This window comes from Devosia sp. Root105 (assembly GCF_001424865.1).
Classification (GTDB): domain Bacteria; phylum Pseudomonadota; class Alphaproteobacteria; order Rhizobiales; family Devosiaceae; genus Devosia_A.
The window spans coordinates 498,929-518,001 of record NZ_LMCR01000019.1 but is presented as its reverse complement, the minus strand read 5'-3'; the positions used below and the strand labels follow the sequence as shown (position 1 = coordinate 518,001).

General features: G+C 66.7%; 18 protein-coding genes. 16 read left to right on the top strand and 2 right to left on the bottom strand.

Annotated features, from left to right (window positions below):
• The first annotated feature begins 1 nt into the window (after position 1).
• The 7 genes from ASC68_RS24965 (at position 2) to ASC68_RS24935 (ending at position 7,460) form a co-directional block, all read left to right on the top strand.
• Positions 2-988 carry an iron ABC transporter permease gene (locus tag ASC68_RS24965; protein ID WP_055885807.1) on the top strand — a complete coding sequence of 329 codons (987 nt, stop codon included), beginning with the start codon at positions 2-4 and terminating at the stop codon, positions 986-988.
• The gene (locus ASC68_RS24960; protein ID WP_055885804.1) at positions 985-2,016 is read left to right on the top strand and encodes an iron ABC transporter permease; all 1,032 of its coding nucleotides are present in this window, start codon (positions 985-987) and stop codon (positions 2,014-2,016) included. The genes ASC68_RS24965 and ASC68_RS24960 overlap by 4 nt, the downstream gene beginning before the upstream one ends.
• Entirely contained in the window at positions 2,013-2,783 is a 771-nt protein-coding gene (locus ASC68_RS24955; RefSeq protein ID WP_055885800.1) for an ABC transporter ATP-binding protein, read from the top strand. The genes ASC68_RS24960 and ASC68_RS24955 overlap by 4 nt, the downstream gene beginning before the upstream one ends.
• A 527-nt stretch (positions 2,784-3,310) precedes the next feature.
• Positions 3,311-4,423, top strand: a complete 1,113-nt coding sequence (locus ASC68_RS24950) for an ABC transporter substrate-binding protein (RefSeq protein WP_197421403.1) — start codon at positions 3,311-3,313, stop codon at positions 4,421-4,423.
• An 8-nt stretch (positions 4,424-4,431) separates the two neighbouring features.
• A complete protein-coding gene (locus ASC68_RS24945; RefSeq protein WP_055886216.1) occupies positions 4,432-5,262 on the top strand; it encodes an ABC transporter ATP-binding protein in 831 nt (276 codons plus the stop codon).
• The gene (locus ASC68_RS24940; protein ID WP_197421402.1) at positions 5,255-6,070 is read left to right on the top strand and encodes an ABC transporter permease; all 816 of its coding nucleotides are present in this window, start codon (positions 5,255-5,257) and stop codon (positions 6,068-6,070) included. Before ASC68_RS24945 ends, ASC68_RS24940 begins: the two co-directional genes overlap by 8 nt.
• A gap of 40 nt (positions 6,071-6,110) precedes the next feature.
• Positions 6,111-7,460: an NtaA/DmoA family FMN-dependent monooxygenase gene (locus ASC68_RS24935; RefSeq protein WP_055885794.1), complete on the top strand. Its 1,350-nt coding sequence runs from the start codon at positions 6,111-6,113 to the stop codon at positions 7,458-7,460.
• Positions 7,461-7,483: 23 nt separating this feature from the next.
• Here the strand turns inward: ASC68_RS24935 and ASC68_RS24930 are convergent, their stop codons facing one another.
• A complete protein-coding gene (locus ASC68_RS24930; protein WP_055885790.1) occupies positions 7,484-8,089 on the bottom strand; it encodes a PadR family transcriptional regulator in 606 nt (201 codons plus the stop codon).
• Positions 8,090-8,187: 98 nt separating this feature from the next.
• Here ASC68_RS24930 and ASC68_RS24925 point away from each other — a divergent pair, with 98 nt between their 5' ends.
• The 5 genes from ASC68_RS24925 (at position 8,188) to ASC68_RS24905 (ending at position 12,242) form a co-directional block, all read left to right on the top strand.
• Positions 8,188-8,676: a flavin reductase family protein gene (locus ASC68_RS24925; protein WP_197421401.1), complete on the top strand. Its 489-nt coding sequence runs from the start codon at positions 8,188-8,190 to the stop codon at positions 8,674-8,676.
• Positions 8,654-9,097, top strand: a complete 444-nt coding sequence (locus ASC68_RS24920; RefSeq protein WP_055885787.1) for a riboflavin kinase — start codon at positions 8,654-8,656, stop codon at positions 9,095-9,097. The genes ASC68_RS24925 and ASC68_RS24920 overlap by 23 nt, the downstream gene beginning before the upstream one ends.
• A gap of 164 nt (positions 9,098-9,261) precedes the next feature.
• A complete protein-coding gene (locus tag ASC68_RS24915; RefSeq protein ID WP_055885783.1) occupies positions 9,262-10,344 on the top strand; it encodes a type III polyketide synthase in 1,083 nt (360 codons plus the stop codon).
• A gap of 16 nt (positions 10,345-10,360) precedes the next feature.
• Complete coding sequence (locus tag ASC68_RS24910; RefSeq protein WP_248310603.1) at positions 10,361-11,071, top strand: methyltransferase; 711 nt, start codon at positions 10,361-10,363, stop codon at positions 11,069-11,071.
• Positions 11,061-12,242, top strand: coding sequence for an FAD-dependent monooxygenase (locus ASC68_RS24905; RefSeq protein ID WP_055885777.1), 1,182 nt, complete (start codon positions 11,061-11,063; stop codon positions 12,240-12,242). The genes ASC68_RS24910 and ASC68_RS24905 overlap by 11 nt, the downstream gene beginning before the upstream one ends.
• Positions 12,243-12,254: 12 nt before the next feature.
• Here ASC68_RS24905 and ASC68_RS24900 read toward each other — a convergent pair whose 3' ends face one another.
• The gene (locus tag ASC68_RS24900; RefSeq protein ID WP_055885773.1) at positions 12,255-13,274 is read right to left on the bottom strand and encodes a LacI family DNA-binding transcriptional regulator; all 1,020 of its coding nucleotides are present in this window, start codon (positions 13,272-13,274) and stop codon (positions 12,255-12,257) included.
• Between the two features lie 196 nt (positions 13,275-13,470).
• Here ASC68_RS24900 and ASC68_RS24895 point away from each other — a divergent pair, with 196 nt between their 5' ends.
• The 4 genes from ASC68_RS24895 to ASC68_RS24880 all read left to right on the top strand — a co-directional run bounded on the left by ASC68_RS24895 (position 13,471) and on the right by ASC68_RS24880 (position 18,998).
• Entirely contained in the window at positions 13,471-15,567 is a 2,097-nt protein-coding gene (locus ASC68_RS24895; protein ID WP_055885769.1) for a beta-galactosidase, read from the top strand.
• Between the two features lie 265 nt (positions 15,568-15,832).
• A complete protein-coding gene (locus ASC68_RS24890) occupies positions 15,833-16,741 on the top strand; it encodes a sugar ABC transporter permease (protein WP_055885766.1) in 909 nt (302 codons plus the stop codon).
• Positions 16,741-17,619, top strand: coding sequence for a carbohydrate ABC transporter permease (locus ASC68_RS24885; protein WP_055885763.1), 879 nt, complete (start codon positions 16,741-16,743; stop codon positions 17,617-17,619). The genes ASC68_RS24890 and ASC68_RS24885 overlap by 1 nt, the downstream gene beginning before the upstream one ends.
• Positions 17,620-17,693: 74 nt before the next feature.
• Positions 17,694-18,998, top strand: a complete 1,305-nt coding sequence (locus ASC68_RS24880; protein ID WP_055885758.1) for a sugar ABC transporter substrate-binding protein — start codon at positions 17,694-17,696, stop codon at positions 18,996-18,998.
• The last annotated feature ends 75 nt before the right edge of the window (positions 18,999-19,073 follow it).

Here is a 19,073-nt window from a genome sequence, read left to right as displayed (position 1 = left end):
CTTGCCCGTCGCCATCCGTTTTGCGCTCCTTGCGGCAGCAGTGCTCATCGCAGCACTGCTGTCGTTGACCATTGGGCAGCGCAGCGATGTCGGTATCGGCAACGTGCTGCAGCTGCTGTTCGTCGATGACGGCAGCCTCGCGCGTTCGGCGGTGGTCGACCTCAGGCTGCCGCGCACCCTGATCGCCGGGCTGATCGGTATCAACCTGGGGCTCGCCGGGCTGGCGCTGCAGGCGGTGACGCGCAACCCGCTGGCCTCGGAATCGGTGCTCGGCATCAACCAGGGCGCGGCCCTCGGGGTGGCGCTGGCGCTGGTGTTCCCGGCGCTGGTGATCGGCAATCTCGACACCATGGCGATCATCGGCGCAGTGGTGGCCGGCGCCGTCACCTTCGGCATCGCCGGCGGCTTAGGCGGCCGGCTCGACTCGATGCGGCTGATCCTCGCCGGCGTCACCGTGGGCGCCTTCAGCTTCGCCTTCGTGCGCTTTACCTTCACCCTCGAGGACAACCTCTCCCGGCTCGTCCTCAGCTGGACTTCGGCCGATATCTCCGCCGCTCGTTTCGACCAGGCGCTGCCATTGGTGTTCTGGGCCGCTGGCGGACTGACCGTCAGCACCTTCATGGCGCACAGCTTCAACATCCTGGCGCTCGGCGATGGCGCCTCGCAGGGGTTGGGCGTCGATCCGCGCCGCATGCGCTTCATCGGCGCCATGCTCGCCGCTGTGCTCACCGGGGCGAGCGTCGCCGCGGCCGGGCCGGTGATGTTCGTCGGGCTGGTGATCCCGCATCTATGCCGTCTGTGGTTCGGCTCCAACCATCGGCTGCTGGTGCCGGCGGTGGCGCTGGGCGGGGCAGGGCTGGTGCTGGCAGCCGACGTGGTGTCGAAGCTGGTGCGCTTTCCTTACGAAACCCCGCTCGGCGTGATCTGCGCGCTGATCGGCGCGCCGTATTTCCTCTATGCCACGCTCCGCGCGAGGCACATGGCATGAGCACCGTGGTGCACGCTTCCGCGAGACCTCGCAGCACGCTTCGCGGCCTCGTCCTGATCGCCGCGCTGATCGTGCTGGTCATTGCCACCGCGCTCTGGAGCCTCAGCGTCGGCGCGGTGCCGATCCCGACCCAGACCATCATCAACACGCTGTTCAACCTCGATGGCGAGCAGCAGACCTACATCATCATGAAGTCGCGCCTGCCGCGCATGGTGCTGGCGCTGCTGGCGGGCGCCGCGCTGGCGCTGTCGGGCGCCATCATCCAGGCGGTGATCCGTAACCCCTTAGCCAGCCCCAACATCATCGGCATCAACTCCGGCGCTGCGCTGTTCGCGCTGGTGCTGGTGCTGGTGTTCCCCGACATCCCGCAGGTCTGGATGCCGCTCGCCGCCTGTATCGGCGGCCTCGTGGCCGCCGCCTTCGTCATGGTGGTGGCGCATTATCGCAACCTCTCGGCCATCCACCTGGCGCTGATCGGCGTCGCCGTCGGCTTCGTCTTCGAGGCCGGCGTCGATTACCTGCTGATCGTCTCCAATGACAGCGAAAGCTCGGCCCCGATGATCTGGCTCACCGGCTCGCTCTGGGGTCGTACCTGGGCCCATGTCGCGGTCAGCTGGCTGCCGCTCGTCGTGCTGAGCGCGGTGGCGTTGCTGCTCTCCTACCGGCTCGACCTGATTGCACTCGGCGAGGCCACCGCCACCGGGATCGGGCTCAACGTGCCGCGCCAGCGCCTGCTGCTGCTGCTCGTCGCCACGCTCCTCGCCAGCGTTTCCGTCGCCGTGGTCGGGGTCATGGGCTTTATCGGCTTGATGGCGCCGCATATTGCCCGCCGGCTGGTCGGCGGCTCGCACCGGCTGATGCTGCCGGTGGCGGCGCTGGTCGGCATGCTGCTGGTGGTGCTGGCCGATGGCATCGGCCGCGCCATCGCCCCGCCGATCGAGGTCTCGGCCGGCATCCTCGCCGCGCTGATCGGCGCGCCGTTCTTCATCTACATCATGCTGACGACGACTTCGGAGCAGGACTCATGAGCATCCTGGTCAAGGGCGTCACCGCCGGTTATGGCCGCGACCGCGCCATCGTCGAGAACATCGACCTGACCATCGCCACCGGCGAGGTCACCATCCTGATCGGCCCCAACGGCTGCGGCAAATCCACCTTGCTCAAGACCATCGGCCGGCTGCTGAAGCCGCGCACCGGCACCATCCATGCCGATGAGCTCGACGTGCTGCGCAATCATCCCAAGCGCGTCGCACGCACCATTGCCTACCTGCCGCAGAGCCCGGTCGTGCCGACGGCGATCACCGTCGAGCAACTGGTGGGCTACGGCCGCGCCCCGCATCAGTCGCTGCTCGGTCTCCGCTCGCCCCGGGATATCGAGCTGGTCGACCAGGCCATCGCCGCCACCGGGCTCGCCGAGTTGCGCTTCAAGCCGGTGGCCGAGCTCTCCGGCGGGCAGCGGCAGCGGGCTTTCATCGCCATGGCGCTGGCGCAGGACACGCCTTACGTCATGCTCGACGAGCCGACGACCTTCCTCGATATCAAGCACCAGGTGGAAACCCTCGACCTGGTGCGCCAGCTGCATGGGGCAGGGCGGACCAGCATCGTCGTCCTCCACGACATCGCCCAGGCCGCCCGCTATGGCGACCGCCTGGTGGTGATGCACGAAGGGCGGATCGTCGCCGAGGGCAAGCCGACGGACGTTGTCACGCCCGAGCTGATCCGCAACGTCTACGGGCTCGACTGCGAGGTCTACGCGGATCCCGTTTCGGGCACCCCGGTGGTTACGCCGCGGTAGTCCGACTGGATGGCCGGTGCGGGCTGACCCCCACCCTTGATCCCTCCCCCTAAACATGGGGAGGGAGACGCTTACTGATAGGCCGGTGTTTTGGTCTCCCTCCCCTTGTTTAGCAGGGCTATCGCATATGTGGCGCTGACAGTAGTTGGATGGCCTTCTCCCCTTGTGGGAGAAGGTGGCCGAAGGCCGGATGAGGGGTTCTCTCCGCGTACTCATCGCTTCGTTGCGCGGACCCCTCATCCGCCCTTCGGGCACCTTCTCCCACAAGGGGAGAAGGCAAGAGGTGCCCAGCGCCGTCATATGCGATAGCCCTGCCCGCAAGGGGCAGGGGACAAGGGTGGGGGTCAGCCCGCACCAGCGATAGCGGCTAGCCAACCGGTCCACCTAACCACCTCCACCAGCACCTCATTTCCCATCCCCACCCCCGCTTATCCCCATCCCAAAATCAAAAAGTTTGCATAGTCAAATTTGATTGGTTACGAATGTGCGTCCGTTGGAGGTAACGGACGTGACTTTGGGAGGACTCTTTGTCTCACGTAACCAATCGGGCAGGGCGGATGCACGCTCGCCTGCTGCTGAGCTCGGCAACCCTGGCGCTGACCATCGGCGGCTTTGGCGCTACCGCGGCGCAGGCTGCCGGCGAGCTGCCGGATCATGTGCTGATCAGCGCCGACGAGTGCGCGCGCAACCAGGCTGCCGGCACCATCACCTACATCTCGGGCTACGGCTATTCGGCCAGCGCCGGCCAGGTCGATGTGTTCCTCGCCAAGGAGCTCGGCTATTTCGATGCGCTCTGTCTCACCGTCGATATCAACGCGGCGGGCGGCAACGGCCAGCTGCTGGTGTCCTCGGGGCAGGCGCAGTTCACCGCGCTCGGCTCGGCGTCCGACGTGATGCTGGCGGCCGCCAACAGCCGCAACCTCACCGCCGTCGCCACCTATGGCAGCACCTCGCCGTTCTCGATCTTTACCAATGAAGCGGTGAAAAGCCTCAAGGATCTCGAAGGCAAGCGCCTCGGCTATTTCATCAACATCACCCCGATCGCCGCGGCGATGCTCGATGCCGCCGGCGTCGATATCTCGAAGGTCGAGCTGATCAAGATGACCAACTACGACCCCACCGTGGTCACTCGCGGCCAGGTCGATGCCATCGTCGGCTATGCCTCGAACCAGCCGCAGACGCTGAAGGCCATGGGTCTGCCCTTCAACCAGTTCCTGCCCGCCGATCTCGGCCTCCAGGGCACCTACAACGTCATGGAAGTGAACTCGAAGTTCCTCGCTGAGCACCGCGAGGTGGTGGCCGATTTCATGCGGGCGAGCCTCAAGGCGCTCGAGTTCTGCCTCACCGAGGAAGACAAATGCGTCGACATGATCAGCCAGCTCGCGGCTGACAACAACCAGGGTTCGGCCTTCCCAAGGGATCAGCAGGCCCGCACCTGGGGCGTCGAGTCCGAGTGGGTGCGCACCAGCCAGTATGGCGCGCCGGGCGTCCAGACCATCGCCGAGTGGGAGAGCGAGTACCAGATGGTGCAGAGCTTCGGTGGCCTGAAGAACCCGCCGCCGCTCGCCGACATGATGGATCCTGACCTCGTCGCCGCGCTCTATGCCGACGGGAAGCTGATCTGGCCGGAAAAGAAGTGATCGCGACGATGCCTGCAGTCTCTCATCTCCAGAGCGCGCCGGCCCCCTACCCCGATGATATCGGGGTAGAGGTCTCCAACGTGACCAAGAGTTTTGGTGGCGACGAGTCCCGGGTGACGGTGCTCAACGGCGTGTCGCTATCGATCAAAAAAGGCGAGTTCGTCTCGCTGATCGGGCCGAGCGGCTGCGGCAAGTCCACTCTGCTCAAGCTGGTCGCCGGGCTCTCCGAAGCCAATGGCGGCAGCGTTTCGATCAACGGCAAATCGGTGCGCGAGGCGGCGAAGGACAAGGCCATCGGCCTCGTCCCGCAGTCTCCCGCACTGCTGCCCTGGCGCACCATTCTCGACAATGTCAGCCTGCCGATCAGCATCAACCCCGGCGCCAATGCCGGGCGGAAACTGCGTGATCCCCGGGAGATTCTGCAGAGCTTCGGGCTCGGCCATGCGCTCGACCGTTACCCGGCCCAGCTCTCGGGGGGCATGCAGCAGCGCGCTGCCATCGCGCGCGCCTTCGTCTTCGATCCCGAGATCCTGTTGATGGACGAGCCGTTCTCGGCGCTCGACGAGATGAACCGCGACCAGCAGCGCATGGGCCTGCTCGATTTCTGGCAGTCCAACCGCAAGTCGGTGCTGTTCGTCACCCACTCGGTGCCCGAGGCGATCATCCTGTCCGATCGTATCGTGCTGATGGCCTCGCATCCCGGCCGCATTGCCGAGATCATCGATGTCGACCTGCCGCGGCCGCGCAACGAGGCGCTCTACGCCACCGACGCCTTCCGCGACCTCGAAGGCTATGTCCGCTCTGCCCTGCGCAAGGTGATGGAGGCTGCCCGTGTCTGACGCTGTCGCAACCGCGCCGCGGCGCAATTCATCCGGTTTCAACATGGCCCGCATCGTTTTCGACTGGGGCCCGCCGGCGCTGACTTTCGTCATCGTCGCCGTGCTCTGGCAGCTGGTGGCGATCAACAATCCCTATGTGCTGCCAACGCTCGACGCGATCGGCAACAGCCTCGCCAGCGACCCCGGGATGTACTGGGCCAACCTCCTCGTCACCTGCCAGGAGGTGGTTATCGGCGCCGGCGCCGGTATCATCTGCGGCTTCCTCCTCGCCGTGGCGATGAGCGAGTTGCCGATCGTCGAGAAGGCGGTGATGCCGCTGATCGTGGTGATCATGGTGACGCCGGTCGTCGCCATCGCCCCGGCGCTGGTCGTCGCCTTCGGCTTCGGCATGCTGCCCAAGTACATCGTCACCGGCCTCGTGGTGTTTTTCCCCATGCTGGTCAACTCGCTGGCCGGCCTCAGGGATGTCGACCAGAAGGCGCTCGACGTGTTCAAGACCCTGCATGCCAGCCGCTGGGAGATCTTCCGCGATCTCCGGCTCCCCGGCTGCATGCCCTTCGTCTTCGCCGGCCTTCGCATCGCCATGCCACTGGCGGTGGTCGGCGCAGCGGTGGCCGAATTCGTGGCCGCCGGCCAGCAGGCAGGGCTGGGTTCGCTGGTGACCATCGCCGCCGCCCAGGCCAACCTGCCCGTGACCTGGGCGAGTATCGCCCTGCTCTGCCTGCTCGGCGTACTTCTCGTGTCGCTGCTGGCCCTGCTCCGCAAACGCCTCCTGTGGTGGAGCGACGAGGACGTCATCGGGCGCTGAGGCGCCCGATCCGGACCCAACTCTGACGAAAGACATTGCTATGAAGAAGCTACGCTTTGGGCTGTTTGAAAACGCCCAGACCAACGACTCCGGCACGTCCACCTGGCGGCATCCCGACAGCGAACGGCACAATTTCGACCGGCTCGATTACTGGGTGAAGATCGCCCGCATCTGCGAAGATGCGAAGCTCGATTTCCTGTTCCTCGCCGATGCCTGGGGCTGGGCCGACGTCAAGGGTACGCGCCCCGACATCAGCACCACCGAGGGCCTCGACCTGCCGCGGCTCGACCCTGCCATTGTCGGCGCGGCGCTGATCGGCGCCACCGAGAAGCTGGGGATCGTCATGACCGGCTCGACTTTGCTCGAGCAGCCCTATGCCTTTGCCCGGCGCATGCAGACCCTCGACCACCTGTCGAATGGCCGCATTGGCTGGAACGTCGTCACCACCGGCACCGCCGAGACCGCCGTCGCCGCCTTCGGCGTGCCGATGGTGGCGCATGACGAGCGCTACAACATGGCCGACGACTTCATGAGCCTCGTCTACAAGCTGTTCGAAGGCGCCTGGGAACGCGATGCGCTCGAGCGCAACAAGCAGGGTCGTTATGCCGACCCGGCCAAGGTGCACCGCATCGCCCATGACGGCCCGTATTTCCGCTCGCATGGTTTCGGCAACACCGCCTACTCGCCGCAGGGCACCCCGGTGCTGTTCCAGGCCGGCTCGTCCGACCGCGGCAAGCAGTTCGGCGGCAAGCATGGCGAGTGCATTTTCCTCGGCGGTGGTTCGATCGAAAAGCTCGCCGGGCAGGTGAAGGCCATCCGTGACGAGGCGGAGGCCAATGGCCGCGACCCCAACTCGATCAAGCTGATGAGCGCCTTCTCCTGCGTCGTCGCGCCGACCGAAGCCGAGGCGCGCGCAAAGCACCAGGCCATCCTCGACGCCCAGACCCCGGATGTCGCCGTCGCCTCCTATGCCTGGTTCACCGGCCTCGACCTGTCGTCTTACGATCCCGCAACCAAGATGAGCGCGCTTCACACCGAGCTGTCGCAGACCCAGGTCGCCCGCTTCGGCGACAAGACCGTCGGCGACGTGCTGAAGGATTGGCATGCCCATGGCGTACGCACCAACCCCTTCGTCGGGACACCCGAGCAGATCGCCGACATCATGTGCGAGATGGCCGAAGGCGCCGACCTCGACGGCTTCCTCTTCACCCCGCTGATCCAGCCGACGTCCACCCTCGATTTCGTTGAACAGGTCATGCCGGTGCTCCGCGCCCGGGGCGTGGCGGCGTCGGACTACGAGGGCGAAAGCCTGCGCGAACGGCTGGTGGGCACCGAAAGCCCGATCCTCAGCCCCGATCATCCCGGCGCCAGCCACCGCCAGCTGCAGTGATGGCCGCTGCGGCGGGCCGTGACTTAGCTGTCCCGGCCTGCCGTCGGCTGCGTGCCGGCGGGGATCTCGTCGGCAAACGTATAGGCACCGCTGAGGATGCGGTCGTAGAGGCCGCGGGCCCATTCCTGCTCGGCCCTCAGCCGCAACGAGGAGAGTTCGAAGATCTCGCGCACATAGGCCGGCGTGGTGCTCGACTTGGCCACGTCGCTGATATCAAAGCCGTTGCTCGCTACCTTGGCGTCGATCTCGGCGATCCTGACCTTCAGCGCCGCCACAACTTCGGCGCGGCTGAGCAGGAACATGAACGAGGTCAGCGCCATCACCGGCTTGGTGTCGAAGGTCTCGACCGTCCACAGCGTCTGGCGCAACAGCCGCATCAGCTCGACCACGCCATTCGGAGTGGTCTGGTAGATCGTCCGCTCCGGCCGCTTGCCGGCGGCTTCGGTGCCGTTCTCCTGGATGTAGCCGTCCTGCTTCAGCGATTTGAGTGCGTTGTAGATCGAGCCGGGCTGGATATTGGCCCACTCGTCGACATGCCACGTCATCAGCTCGCGGCGCAGGAAATAGCCATGCACCGGCTCGAACTGGCGCACGGCACCCAGCACCACCAGGCGGGTAATGTTCGACATGCTGGCTCCTGAAACCGGGGAAGGCGCTTGTCTCCCTCTAACAAATTGACTAGCTTCAGTCCAATTATTCAAACTTGACTATATGGGAGGAAATCGCGGTGCAGGCAGGTGAGGCGACGCTGGCCCTGAGAAGGGCCTTCTCGATGTTCCCGACCGGTGTCGTCGCAATGTGCGGCATGGATGGCGCGGCGCCCGTCGGCATGGCGGTGAACTCGTTCAGTTCGGTGTCGCTCGATCCGCCTTTGGTCTCGGTCTGCGTGGCGCGCCAGTCCGCCACCTGGCCGCGGCTCGACCGCCTGCCGCGCATCGGCCTCAGTGTGCTGGGCGCGAGCCAGGAGCGGCTCTCGCGCCAGCTGTCGTCGCGCAACGGCGATCGCTTCCAGGGCGTCGAGTTCGAGGCGACCCCCGATGGCGCGCTGTTCGTCAGGGGCGCGGCGCTCTGGCTCGATTGCGCCATCAGCAATCGGCTCGAGGGCGGCGACCACGAGATCATCCTGCTCGAAGTGCGCGAGACCAGCCTCTTCCCGCACATCCCGCCGCTGGTCTTCCACCAGAGCCAGTATCTTGCCCTTTCCAACGCTTCCTGATCCGGGCGCCGAGCTGATCATCAGCGGCAACGTCGTTCACGGCGAGAAGCGCGGTCGCGCCCTCGGCTTCCCCACCGCCAACATTGCGCTGGCCCCGGGCAGCCGGTTCCCGCCCGAGGGCGTCTATTGCAGCGTCGCGCGGTTCTCGCATCGCGACACGCTCTATGGCGCCACCGTCAGCGTCGGCGCCAACCCGACTTTTCCCGATATCGCCTCGATCCGCGTCGAAGCCCATATCCACGATCTCGACGAACTGCTTTACGGCCTCGGCGCCGAGCTTCGCCTGCTGCACCGCCTGCGCAACATGCGCCGTTTTGCCAGTGTCGACGCGCTGATCGCCCAGATGGAAAGCGATGTCCGGCAGTCGCGGCACCTGCTGGTGGACCGGGTGCCTGGCCGGCTCCCGCCAGGGCAGGGATAGGGGCTGAAGACCTGCGGCGGCACTCGTGCCGCGACGGGCCCAGGGACTGCCGCCGCCACGCCTTGGTGTCGGTTTGATGGAATAAACCACCACGGCAAGTGTTGACCCTGAGTGCCCAGGGAACAGTGCTCTCCGCTCCCTTGGGTCTCAACCGAGGAGCCATCATGTCTGCCAAGGCCTATGTGAACAAGATCGCTGTCGCGGTGCCGGATTACGATGTGCACCGTTTCTCCATCGGCTTCGCCGCCTCCCAGCTTGCCGACGACCCCAGGCGCCAGGCGGTGTTCACCCGGATGGCAGAACGAAGCGGCATTGAGCACCGCTACTGCTGCTTCCCCTCCGCCGACGACCCCAACGGCCCGGCGGTCGATGGCGCCGGCCGGTTCACCCGTGGCAACTTTCCCTCGACCGCTACCCGGATGGACCTCTTCGCCCAAGCCGCCCCGGTGCTGGCGCAAAAGGCGGTGGACCGGCTGGAGCTCGGGCCTGATGCCGCCCGGATCACCCACCTCATCGTCACCACCTGCACCGGCCTCGCCTCGCCCGGGATCGACCTCGAGATCATCGAGCGCTGCGGCCTGTCGCCCTCGGTGGAGCGAACCATCGTCGGATTCATGGGATGCTATGCGGCAGTCAATGCCCTGAAGCTCGCCCATCACATCGTGCGTTCGGATCCTGAGGCGCGGGTGCTGGCGGTCAATGTCGAGCTCTGCACCCTGCACCTGAAAGAGACCACCGATATCGAACGGCTGCTGACCTTCATCCTTTGGGGCGACGGGGCCGCTGCGGCGCTGGTCACGGCCGAGCCCACCGGCATCGCGCTCGACAGTTTCCGCGCCGTCGTTGCCCCCGACAGCCGCGAGTTGATGACCTGGACGGTGCGCAATGACGGCTTCGATATGGTGTTGTCCGGCCAGGTGCCCGCCGCCATCCACGACACGCTGAGCACCCGCATCACCGACATTCTGGGCAATCGGGGGCTCAACAATGTCGACCTCTGGGCCGTCCACCCGGGCGGCAAGTCCGTGCTGGATGCGGTCGAGCGGTCGCTGGGCCTCGACGGCGAGGCTTTGCGCCCATCGCGTGAGGTGCTGCGCTTGAACGGCAATATGTCCTCGGCGACGGTGATGTTCGTGCTTGCCGACATGCTGGCCCATCGACAGGCCGACCAGATCGGCTGTGGCATGGCCTTCGGTCCCGGCCTCACCGCCGAGACCTTCATGTTCCATACCGCCGACGCCGCCTGAAATGGCCGGGATGCCGGTGCGCCGCTTGTCGCCGGAACTGCTCGATCAACTGCCGGCGAGCGATCCCGAGGCGATCGGGTCGCGCCGCGACCTGGCCCGGATCAACGCTATCATGTTTCAGGCGGCGATCATGTGCAGGCGCCTGCGGCGTGACCTGCAGCGGCCGCCGCGGCGCATCCTCGAGATCGGCTGCGGCGACGGCGGCTTCATGCTCGCGGTGCTGAAACGCATGCGGCGGCACTGGCCGGGCGGCGAGATCGTGCTGCTCGACCAGCAGGACCTGGTGCCGTCCCGGCGGTTGGGCGCGTTCGCCGATCTGGGCTGGCAGGCCGAAACGGTGACCGCCGATGCGCTCGTGTGGATGGAACAGTCCCCGAGCACCGGGTTCGATCTCGTCACCGCCAATCTGTTCCTGCATCACTTTGCCGAGGCCGGGCTGACGCGGTTGCTGGCGGCCGCATCGCGGCTCGCGCCGGTGTTCGTTGCAACCGAGCCGAGCCGGAACGCTGCCGCACTCACCGCGACCGGGCTGCTGCGCGCCATCGGCGCCAACGCCGTGACACTGCACGATGCGGCCGCCAGTGTCCGCGCCGGTTTTGCCGGGCAGGAGCTCTCTCGATTGTGGCCCGGTGGCCAGGCGATGACGGCTCGGGAGGGGACGGTCGGGCTGTTCACCCATGTCTTCTCCGCGCGCTCCACGCCTCCGGTGCTGCACGATGAGATATGACGCGGTCATCATCGGCGGTGGTCCGTCCGGGGCCTCCGCCGCTATCGCCCTGGCCTCCCAGGGGCGCGCTGTCGCTCTTGTCGAAAAGAGCGCATTTCCGCGCAACAAGGTATGCGGCGAGTTCATCTCCCCGGTGAACCTGGCATTGCTCGACCGGCTGGGTGTCGGCGCCCGGGCGCGCGCTCTCGCCGGCCCCGAGATCCGCCGTCTTGCCCTGTTCGCCGCCGGACCGAGCATCGAAGCCCGGATGCCGCGCGGCCAAACCGACGCCTTCGGCCGTGCGCTCGGTCGCGACGTGCTCGACCTGCTGCTGCTCGAGGCGGCGGCGGCGGCCGGGGCCACGCTGCTGCAGCCCTGGCAGGCCACCGCCGCGGTTCGCGACGGCGACGATATGGCCGTCAGCATCGAGCGCTCCGGGGAACGGCGCGCCCTGTTGGCGCCGGTGCTTATTGTCGCCCATGGCTCGTGGGAGGCAGGCGGGCTCTCGAGCCAGCCGAGGCGGCAGCACCTCCCGTCGGATTTCCTAGGCTTCAAGGCGCATTTTCGCGGCTCCGCGCTGCCGCCCGATTTGATGCCGCTGCTGGTCTTTCCCGGCGGCTATGGCGGCATGGTCTGGGCCGACCAGGGCCGCATGTCGCTCTCGTGCTGCATTCGCCGCGACCGGCTCGATGCCATCCGGGCGGCACAGCGTGGCTTGCCGGCAGGCGAAGCAGTGTTCCGGCACATCACAGCAGCCTGCCCGAGCGTCGCCGAGGTCCTGCGGGACGCCACGCTCGATGGGGGATGGCTGGCCGCCGGTCCGATCTGGCCCGGTATTCGCGACTGCTATGCGCATGACACCTTCAGCGTCGGCAACGTCGCCGGCGAATCCCACCCGATCATTGCCGAAGGCATTTCCATGGCGCTGCAATCGGGCTGGCTGCTGGCATCAGAACTGGCGCGCGTCGCCGAGTGGAGCAGGGCCGGGCGGGAACTCGCCGGGCAGCGCTACGCGGCCGCCTGGCACAAACAGTTTCCGCTGCGCATCCTCACTGCGTCGGTGCTGGCCGGCCTCGCCACCCGCCCGCTCACCGCCGGCCTGATGCACCGCTTCGTCAGCGCCTTCCCGGCGAGCCTGTTCGTCGGCGCGCGGCTCAGCGGCAAGGTTTCGCCGGTCCCCGGCATCGGCTGATCAGGCAACCGCTCAGCCAGGCGCTCGCGCCGTGCTGGCGCGCACCACCAGCACCGGCAGCAACGGGTCCGCCTCCAGCGGCGGCTCGCCGTTGATGCGGACCAGCACCGCCTCGATGCAGCGCCGGCCCAGCGCGGCGAAATCCTGCCGCATGGTGGTGAGCGGCGGGATGAAATAGGCGGCTTCCGGCACGTCGTCGAAGCCGACCACGCTGAACGCCTCGGGGACCCGCCGACCGCTCTCGTGCAGTGCCAGCAGTACCCCCTGCGCCATCCGGTCATTGGCGACGTAGGCTGCGGTGAACTCGCGATTGGCAGCGATTTCGAGGCCGGCGCGATAGCCGCTCGCCGCCGACCAGTCCCCCACCACCGGCTCGACCGCCACGAGGCCCGCTTCGCCCAACGCCTTGCGCCAGCCATGGATGCGCGAGTCCGAGACTGTGAACCCCGCAGGGCCGGCGACATGCGCGATCGCGGTGTGTCCGAGTTCGATCAGGTGCCGGGTAGCAAGGCGCGAGCCTTCCACCGAGTCGGTCATGATCGAGGTGTGCTCGCCGGTATCGACCGAGCTGAGCGTCACCACGGGCACATTGTCGAACGACATGAACGCCGCGCTGGCCGAGACGTCCTGCGGCGCAATCATTACGATGCCCTCGACCGCCTGGCTGGCGAGCCGCTGCAGTGCGTCCGAAATGGTGCGGTAGTTGGACTCGGGCAGGCTGACGATCGACACCGCGTAACCCGCTTCCCGGGCCGCCTGCTCGACTGCCCACAGCGCGCTGGCTGGCCCGAAGCTCAGGTAATCGGTAGCCACCACGCCGATGGTGCGCGACCGGCTGGTGGCGAGGGTCCGCGCCGCGATATTGGGCCGGTAGTCGAGGCTGTCGATCGCCTGCAGCACCCGCTGCCGCGTGTCGGCCTTGATGAAGGCGTAGTCGTTCAGCACCCGCGACACCGTCTGCGGTGAGACTCGCGCCAGCCGCGCCACATCCATCATTGTCGGCGCGCGCGCCTTGCTGTCCGGTCGTGCCATCGGCTGCCTTTCGTTATCGCAAACAATATGCACGCCGCCATGCTGACGCAAGCCGGACATCCAGCATCACCAGCGGAAACGACATGATGACTGTCCTTATCGCGATCGTCCGCGAGTCGTATTGACATCAGAATTGTTTGCGCAAACAATTTGCCCCAATGGCGCGACCAACCGCGTCTCCACGAGGGAGTGAGGCGTGGAATCGAAGTCAGGGCTCCGGATCGGGGACCGCATCCTGTTTGGCGCCGCCTATTACCCGGAGTACCAGCCGGTCGAGCGCCTGGCCGAGGATTTCCGCCTGATGCGGGAAGCCGGCTTCAACCTGATCCGCGTCGGCGAGTCGGTGTGGAGCACCTGGGAACCGCGCGAAGGCGAGTTCGAGCTCGAGTGGCTGCAGCCGGTGCTCGACGGCGCCCACGCGCATGGCATCTCGGTGGTGCTCGGCACCCCGACCTACGCCGTGCCGCCCTGGCTGATGCTCAAGCACCCGGAGATCGCGGCGGAACAGAAGACCGGCGTGCGTGTGCCGTGGGGTGCCCGGCAGGAGACCGATTGCTCGCATCCGGTGTTCCGCCGCTATGCCGAGCGCATCATCCGCGCCGTGGTCGGCCGCTATGCCGCGCACCCCTCGGTGGTCGGCTTTCAGGTCGACAACGAGCCCGGCCAGCAGGTGCCGCACAACCCCCATGTCTTCTCCGGCTTCAAGCGCTGGCTGCTCGAAAAGTACAACGGCGTCGAGGCCATCAACCAGGCCTGGAACCTCACCCATTGGGCGCACCGGCTGAACGATATCGACGAGCTATGGGTGCCAGACGGCAACCACGTGCCGCAATACGATCTGGCCTGGCGCCGCTATCAGGCTGAACTGACCACCGAGTACATCGCCTGGCAGACGGCGATCGTTCGCGAATACGCCACGCCCGACCAGTTCATCACCACCTGCATCGACCCGATGCGGCCTGCGGTCGATGACCGTGCCATCGGCGCCACCGGTGACGTCATCGCCTCCAACCAGTACCTCGCCACCCAGGACCAGCTCGGTCCCGACATCGTCGGCGACTACGCCTTCCCGCCGTCCGGCAGCTGGGCGCCGTTCTTCATTTCCGATCGCACCTGGGCCATCGGCCAGCAGCGCTTCATGGTCACCGAGACCAATGCCACCAGTGTCGGTTTCCCGTGGTTCAACTATCCCGCCTTCGATGGCCAGTGGCGGCAGGTCGCCTGGGCGATGATCGCCCGCGGCGCCCGCGCTGTCGAATATTGGCACTGGCACACCATGCACGGCTCCTGGGAGACATTCTGGGGTGGCGTGCTGCCGCATAGCTTCGTGCCCGGCCGGGTCTACGAGCAGGTTGCAGCGCTTGGCCGCGAGATCCAGCAGGCAGGGCAGGCGGTCGAAGGCATCGTGCCCGACGCGACGACCGGGCTGTTGTTCTCGATGCCTACCCGCTGGGCCTTCGAATACCACCCGCCGATGCAGGACCCGGGCGCCAAGCCCGAAAAACAGGGGCCGCCGGATCGCGCCGCCTATGAGCGCATCGTCTATCGCTTCTATGGCGGGCTGAACCGCGCCGGCCATCAGGTCCGGGTGATGCACGCTGCCGATTTCGAGATCACCGACCCCACGATACTCGCGGCCGAACTGCCGGTGCTCGTGGTGCCGGCGCTCTATCTCGCCTCCGACGCGCTGATCGCCAATTTGACCGCCTATGCCGCGGCGGGCGGTCATCTCGTCCTCGGTATCCGCACCGGCTATGCCGACGAGATCGGCCGGCCGAAACTCGACCGGCAGCCGGCCGGCCTCGCTGCCGCCGCCGGCGCCTGGTACGACGAGTTCAGCAACCTGGTGCAGCCGGTCGCCGTCAGCGGCGACATCTCGGGCGCCGCCGAAGGCCTTGTCGAAGGCCTGATCCCCGATGGTGCAACGGTGCTCGCCAGCTATCAGCATCCGCATTTCGGCCGCTGGCCTGCCGCCACCACGCACCGGCACGGCGCCGGGCGCGTCACTTATCTCGGCAGCTTCCCCGGCCTCGACCTCGCCGAGTCGCTGGCGCGATGGCTGGCGCCGGATCATCCCTGGGCCGATCAACTCGTCCCCGGCGCGTTGACCGTCCATGGCGCCAGCAACGCTGCCGGCGAGCGGCTGTGGTTCGTCCACAACTTTGGCTGGGAAGCTCGGTCGATCACCCCGCCGATGCCGGTTGAGGACGTGCTAAGCGGCGCGCCGGTCGAGGTGTTAGACCTCGGGCCCTGGGACGTGCGCGTGCTGCGCGAACGCGGGGCAGGGCGATGATCCTTCACGCGAAAGCCGAGAGAGACGGCCCCCTCCCATCCTCCCCCATGAAGGGGGAGGTGCCGCATCGAGTATTGGGCACGATCAAGCCACAGCCTCGACTCTTCACCTCCCCCTTCATGGGGGACTTCGAGCCGTCCCGCAGGGAAAATCGCTCCGGTGGAGCGATTTTAGGCGAGAAGGCCATGAGAGCTACGCTCGAATGGCGAGGGAGGGGGCCGTCTGCCGGCAGTCGGCGACAGGCCAACGCCAGGGTGTTCGGGCCATGACCGCCCCCACCACCCTCCACCGCCCCAAGGCCAAGGCGCGCGCTTCGGTCACCGCCTATCTCTTCCTCGCGCCGTTCATCGCGGTGTTCGCGATTAGCGTGGTGATCCCGCTCGGCTACGCCATCGTCATCAGCTTCTTCCGCAAACAGATGGTCGGCGGCACGGTGTTCGTCGGGCTCGGCAATTATGCGCGCGCCTTCGGCGATGCGCTGCTGCATGACGGCGTGCTGCGGGTGCTGCTGTTCTTCTTCCTGCAGGTGCCGATCATGCTGGCGGTCGCCATGTTCGTGGCGCTGGCGATCGACAGTGGCCGCCTCGCCGGCAGCCGTATCGTCCGCATCGGGCTGTTCCTCCCCTATGCCGTGCCGGCGGTGGTTGCGGCGCTGATGTGGGGCTACATCTTCGGCGGCCAGTTCGGCCTCGCCGGCCAGGTGTTCGGCTTTTTCGGCGCGACGGCGCCGGATTTTCTCGGCCCCGGCCTGATGCTGGGCAGCGTCGGCAACGTCGTGACCTGGTCGTTCGTCGGCTACAACATGCTGATCTTTTACGCCGCTTTGCGCGCCGTACCGACCGAGGTCTACGAGGCCGCCGATATCGATGGCGCTGGCGAGTGGCGCAAGGCCTTCTCGATCAAGCTGCCGGCGCTCCGTCCCGCACTGACCCTGGCGCTGATCTTCTCAGTGATCGGCAGCCTGCAGCTCTTCAACGAGCCGAGCATCCTGCAGGCCCTGCGGCCCAGCGTCATCACCACCAACTGGACGCCCAACCTCTATGCCTACAACCTGGCCTTCACCGGCAGCCAGACCAACTACGCTGCGGCGATCGCGGTGATCCTCGGCGGCTTCACCGTCGCCATTGCCTATGTCGTGCAGCTCGGCATCGCCCGCCGGGATCGGCTGATCTGATGGCGACGAGCGAGAACACCGGCCTCAAGCCGCGCAAGTCCGTGGTGCTGAGCATCGTCATGTGGATGCTGCTCGCCTATTTCATGCTGCCGCTCTGCTGGCTGCTGGTGAACGCCACCAAGTCCAATGTCGATCTGTTCGCCACCTTCGGCCTCGCCTTCGCGCCGAGCTTTGCGCTGTTCGACAATATCCAGAGCCTCTTCGCCTTCCAGGACGGCATTTTCCTGCGCTGGTTCGGCAACACCGTTCTTTACGCCGTAGTCGGGGCCGGCGGCGCCGCGGTGATCGCCGCGATGGGCGGCTACGCGCTGGCGAAGTTCGATTTCCACGGCCGCCGCGGCGTGCTGATGGCGGTGCTCGGCGCAAGCGCCGTGCCGGGTACGGCGCTCGCTGTCCCCACCTACATGCTGTTCAGCCAGTGGGGCCTGATCAACACCGAGCTGGCGGTGATCATCCCGGCGCTGGCCAGCCCCTTCGGGCTGTTCCTGATGCTGGTCTACGCCCAGGACGCGGTGCCGGACTCGATGATCGAGGCCGCCCGCATCGACGGGGCGGGCGAGGCGCGGATCTTCTGGACCATTGCACTGCCGCTGCTGGCGCCCGGCTTCGTCACCGTGCTGTTGTTCCAGCTGGTCGCCACGTGGAACAACTATTTCCTGCCGCTGATCGTCCTCAACCAGTCCGACAAGTTCCCGCTCACCGTGGGGTTGAGCCTGTGGAACAAGCTCGCCAATGCCGGCGGCGTCAATCTATCGCAGCCGCTCTATCCGCTGGTGATCACCGGCTCGCTCCTCGCGGTGCTGCCGCTGATCGTCGCCTTCCTGTTCCTGCAGCGCCATTGGCAGTCCGGCATCGCCGCCGGCGGGGTCAAGCAATGAGCGCGCTTCCAATCCCCCGCGCCATCCGGCGCGGGGCGCCAACGACGACAACAATGACAAAGGGAGAAGTCGTTATGATCGGATTGAAGACCGGCAGCCTCGTCCGGGCTGCCCTCGCCGCCGGGATCGCGGCAGCGGCCCTGTTCGCCGGCGCCGCCAACGCCCAGGAGCCGGTGCAGATTACCTTCTGGACCTGGCTGCCCGACATCCAGAAGACCGTCGACCTGTTCGAGGCTGGTCACCCCAACATCAAGGTGAAGGTGGAAAATGTCGGTGTCGGCGCCGACCAGTACACCAAGATCCAGAACGCCGTGGACGCCGGCTCCGGCGGCCCCGACGTCGCCCACATGACGTATGACGCGATCCCCAACTTCGCTCTCACCGGCGCGCTCGCCGATGTCACCAAGCATGGCGGCGAGAGCGTGCGCGAGCTGTTCCTGCCCGGCGTGGTCGGGCTGGTCGACATCAATGGCGGCATCTACGGCATCCCGCAGGATTTTGGTCCGGGCGTGATGTATTATAGGAAGGACGTATTCGATGAAGCCGGCGTCGCGGTGCCGCGCACCTGGGCCGAGTTCGCCGCCGCCGGCGAAGCGATCCACTCCAAGAACCCCGAGCACTTCATCACCTTCATCGATCCGGCTTTGGTCGACGCCGCCTATATGGGGCTGTGGCAGCTCGGTGCCGCGCCGTGGACCCTTGAGGGCGGCACCAACGTGACGCTCGATTTCAACTCCGACAAGGCCAGGCAGTGGGCCGACTACTGGACCGATCTCAACGCCAAGGGGCTGACGATCGAATCCGTCATGGGTTCGGATGCCTGGTTCAAGCAGTTGGGCGCCGGCCAGATGGCCACCTGGGTGGTCGGGGCCTGGGGCCTCCAGGCGCTCACCGGGGTGCTGCCGCAGAACGAAGGCCTGTGGCGGGTCGCGCCGCAGCCGGTGTGGAACGAGGGCGATGTCGGCACCAGCCAGTTCGGCGGCTCCGGCACGGTGATCCTCGAGCAGAGCGTCAACAAACAAGCGGCGGTCGAGTTCGCGCTGTGGATGAACAGCAGCCCGGAAGGCGTCACCTCGCTGAAGAACGACCAGGGCCTGCTGCCCACCACCAATGCTGCCTGGGAAGACCCGGCCTTCCTCGATGAGGAGATCGCCTATCTCGGCGGCCAGAAGGCGCGCCAGATCTTCGCCGAGTCGGCCAAGAACTCGGTGGTCGGCTGGAGCTGGCTGCCGTTCCAGCCTTATGTCGGCAGCGTCTACAAGGACACCGTCGGCCAGGCCATCTCGGGCAAGACCAGCATCGCCGAAGGTTTTGCCGCCTGGCAGAAGCGCATCGCCGACTACGCCACCGAGCAAGGTTTTACTGTCACGGCGAAGTAAGCCCGCACACACGGGGGCTTCCGCTCCATCGTCTCCCTCCCCTCAGGGCGCTACCGCGTCCCCTTGCGGGGAGGG